The 3,001-nt window shown below is 66.5% G+C and carries 4 protein-coding genes; 3 read left to right on the top strand and 1 reads right to left on the bottom strand.

Annotated features, from left to right (window positions below; genetic code table 11):
• Positions 1 to 21: 21 nt before the first annotated feature.
• The 3 genes from EOA85_RS31305 to EOA85_RS31295 all read left to right on the top strand — a co-directional run bounded on the left by EOA85_RS31305 (position 22) and on the right by EOA85_RS31295 (position 2,292).
• A complete protein-coding gene (locus tag EOA85_RS31305; RefSeq protein ID WP_245486177.1) occupies positions 22 to 912 on the top strand; it encodes a hypothetical protein in 891 nt (296 codons plus the stop codon).
• The gene (locus tag EOA85_RS31300; RefSeq protein WP_348627950.1) at positions 909 to 1,223 is read left to right on the top strand and encodes a hypothetical protein; all 315 of its coding nucleotides are present in this window, start codon (positions 909 to 911) and stop codon (positions 1,221 to 1,223) included. The genes EOA85_RS31305 and EOA85_RS31300 overlap by 4 nt, the downstream gene beginning before the upstream one ends.
• A 481-nt stretch (positions 1,224 to 1,704) precedes the next feature.
• Positions 1,705 to 2,292 (top strand): hypothetical protein, encoded by a 588-nt coding sequence (locus EOA85_RS31295; protein ID WP_127212312.1) that lies wholly within the window; start codon positions 1,705 to 1,707, stop codon positions 2,290 to 2,292.
• Between the two features lie 96 nt (positions 2,293 to 2,388).
• On the opposite strand, the gene EOA85_RS31290 is transcribed toward EOA85_RS31295, so the two are convergent.
• Positions 2,389 to 2,850 carry a type II toxin-antitoxin system VapC family toxin gene (locus EOA85_RS31290; RefSeq protein WP_029350757.1) on the bottom strand — a complete coding sequence of 154 codons (462 nt, stop codon included), beginning with the start codon at positions 2,848 to 2,850 and terminating at the stop codon, positions 2,389 to 2,391.
• Between the last annotated feature and the right edge of the window lie 151 nt (positions 2,851 to 3,001).

Genomic DNA, 3,001 nt, shown 5'->3' with positions numbered 1-3,001 from the left:
CGTCGAAGGGAGGACCGCGGCATGACCCGGATCCTCGCAACCTCACCCCCTTCGACCGAAGCCCCGGATTCTTCCGGGGCCTTTTTCGGGCGGAGCGCCGACGGCATGCTCGTCGCTCTCGTCGGTGAGCATGCCTTCGCGATGGTTCCCGCTCGCGACGGCCGGCATTATCTCGCCCGCGGTTGGCGGATCCGCCGGCCCATGGCGGAATGGATCCGGCTGGACTTCTACGGCCATTCCGGCGAGATTGCCGACGAACCAGCCTTCCGAGCGAAGGTGCTAGAACAGGCCCAACATCAGCGCGAGAAGCTGGCGCTCGACCGGCGCGAGGACCGGTCCCCGGCGCATACTCCATGGGGACCGTCACAGGGAGCAACCATCCACGCGGACGGTGTGACCTTCTATTCGACTGCCGGTCACGGCGGTTTCCATCTCTCCCCGGACCGAAACCGAGAAGTCCACCCTCTGCTCCGCGCCACTGACAGCTGGTACGAAGAGGACGAATGCTGGGCGATCGTGGCCATCTCCTTTCCACATCTGTTCACCGCCTTCGAGCGCCGCTGCGCCGAGCAGACCATCAAGGACTCCTGGCCGGACGCGTGGGAAGCGATCTTCGGCACCATCCTGGTTCCGGGCGAGTCCCGCAGGAAGGACCAGCGTGCCTTCGAGGCCGAGCACGCCGCCGACTGGATCGTCGTTTCAGCGATCCCGTCGGACCAGCAGAAAGGGTTCGTCGAGTGCGTCGCCACGCCCGGTGGCAAACGCGGCCCCGGCACCGAGGAACGTCGCTTCCTCGTGCCCAGCGGCGAATACGAGATCGGCCGGTTCGGCTTCGTCATCGATCCGGATCGTCATCCCGTCTATGCCGGTCCGTCGAGCTTTATCGGCTGGCGGGGGAGGGGGTCGCCATGACCCTCGCGCCCGAGCTGCGCCGCCAGCTCTCACGCATGGAGGAGGCGCGCCGGCAAACTCAGCGCCAGTTGGACATGGTCGACCGGCAGATCACGCGCCGGATGACCGCGCTGATCCCCGGCCCGCTGCCACGGCGGACGCACTATCGACGCGGCAAGGCAACCGATTCCAGCGCGTTCCTCGAACGCTATCGATCCCAGCTCGCAGTCCTGACCGCAGAGCGCCAGCCGGAGATCGACGCATTGTCGCAAGCTCGCGCGGCAGGAGCAGGCGATCGCCAGATTCCTCGACCGGCAGGGCGAGGCCGCTGACATGAGCGAGCAGGTCTAGCGACGCCGCTGTTCAAGCGACGGGTGGCGTTGCCGATGATTCAGCATGCGGCAAGCACACGAGCGACCATCGTCGTGATGGTGGTCGCGGCAGCGATACGGCAGGATCGACACCAGCGATTGGCAGACGGTCATGACCGCCTGTCCTTCGGTTCCCATGTCGAAATCGAGGTCCCGTGCCGGTCCTCCCTCGGGCTTTAGGCGGTCCTGAACCGGCGGCCGTTCGCTTCAAGGCCGCGTTCCGCGCCGCAGGGCGGCCGGATCGAACCGGTCTCGACATGGCAGGCCCGCGTCCTGCGCGAGGGCGGAAGAGCGCCCTGCTTGGCCGCAAACCTTCCATGCTCGCCTCGGTCCGCCCGGACCCTGAAGCGCCCGTCATACCGCCGGTTCTGTCGGTCCGCGCCCGAGGGAGGGCCGGCATGGGGCCGGTCCGAGCTTCGGGAAACCGAAGAAGGAAAATGACATGACCAAGAAAGCTGCCAGTTCCCGCTCCAGCGCCCGCGTCGTCCCGCTCCGCAAGGGCACCACAATCCAGATGGTCCGGCTCGCCTGCCCCGATGCCGCACAGTGCTCCCTCATCTCCGAAAGCTTCGGCCTGCCGGTCCTCGACAGCGACGGCATCCGCGAGCTGCACGAGAAGCTCATCGTCGACACGGCCGCAGCGCTCGACGAGGGACTTGGCGAACGCGCCATGCAGATCCACCTGCAGCGCATCGTCGGAGCGTATGTCGGTTCCGCTCATGGCGCCGGCCAATTCTACAGCCGCTCCGTGACCGAGGCCCGCGATGCGACGGCCAAGGCCGCCTGCGATGATCGCGACGAGGATGTTGGTGGCCCGGTCGGCTTCGACAGCGCCGCCCAGCGCAAGCGGGAGTTCGCCGCCGACATGGCGCTCCAGGCGCACGCGCTGTGTATGGCCGCCGAGGGCGCGGTCAATGCCTATGAACAGGTCGTCGGCGAGGTCTGGAAGCCCTTCGAACGGCCGGTGGAGAACCCCGGGCAGAGCGTCGATCGCAAGGCAGCCGACCTGCAGATGGCGGCGCTCCGATGAGCCGCTGACTGCGGCGGGGCTCCGGCCCCGCCTGTCTTTACCTCAGCGATTCGGGCCCCTACCGGGGCCGGCTCCATTATGCCGCTATTTCGCCCGTCAACTGCGCGGGCTCAATGGAAACTTCTCGACATCGTCATTCCATGGATCGAACACGACCGCACCTGATGGCCTGGTGTCCTTGACGTTCCGCGTCACCAGATAGAGATCGTGCTCGATCGCCGTCGACGCGAGCAGCGTGTCGATCACCGGCGGCGCATGGCCACTGGCGCGCTTGCCTGCCCCGGAAATCCGGCCCCAGCGCCGAACGACCTCGTCCTCAAGCGACAGCACGCGATGACCGAACCGCTCCGCCAGCGCATCGCGCGCCGCCATGTAGCGCGGTCGATCCGGATGATCGTCGGGCAGGTTGTGAATGCCCTTGTCGTATTCGGCCAGCGTCAGCACGCTGATATGGAAACTCGTCTCGTCCTGCCCCTCGGCCCAACGCTTCACCGACGGCGCACCCTGCGGATTGATCAGAGCGGCCACGACATTGGTGTCGAGCAGCCATCCCCTCACAGTTCCACGTCCCGGCCGCGATCCAGCTCGCGTTCGAGGTTGAGGCCGTCGAGATACAGGCTCTCCATGAACTGCAAAAATGGCAGACGGGGTTTCTCCGGCACGAGACGATCGAACTCCTCGACGCTCATCACCACGACTGCGTCATGGC

The organism is Mesorhizobium sp. M5C.F.Ca.IN.020.29.1.1 (genome assembly GCF_003997375.1).
Classification (GTDB): Bacteria; Pseudomonadota; Alphaproteobacteria; order Rhizobiales; family Rhizobiaceae; genus Mesorhizobium; species Mesorhizobium wenxiniae.
The sequence above is the reverse complement of the archived record's forward strand: the minus strand, read 5'-3'. Positions and strand labels throughout refer to the sequence as shown.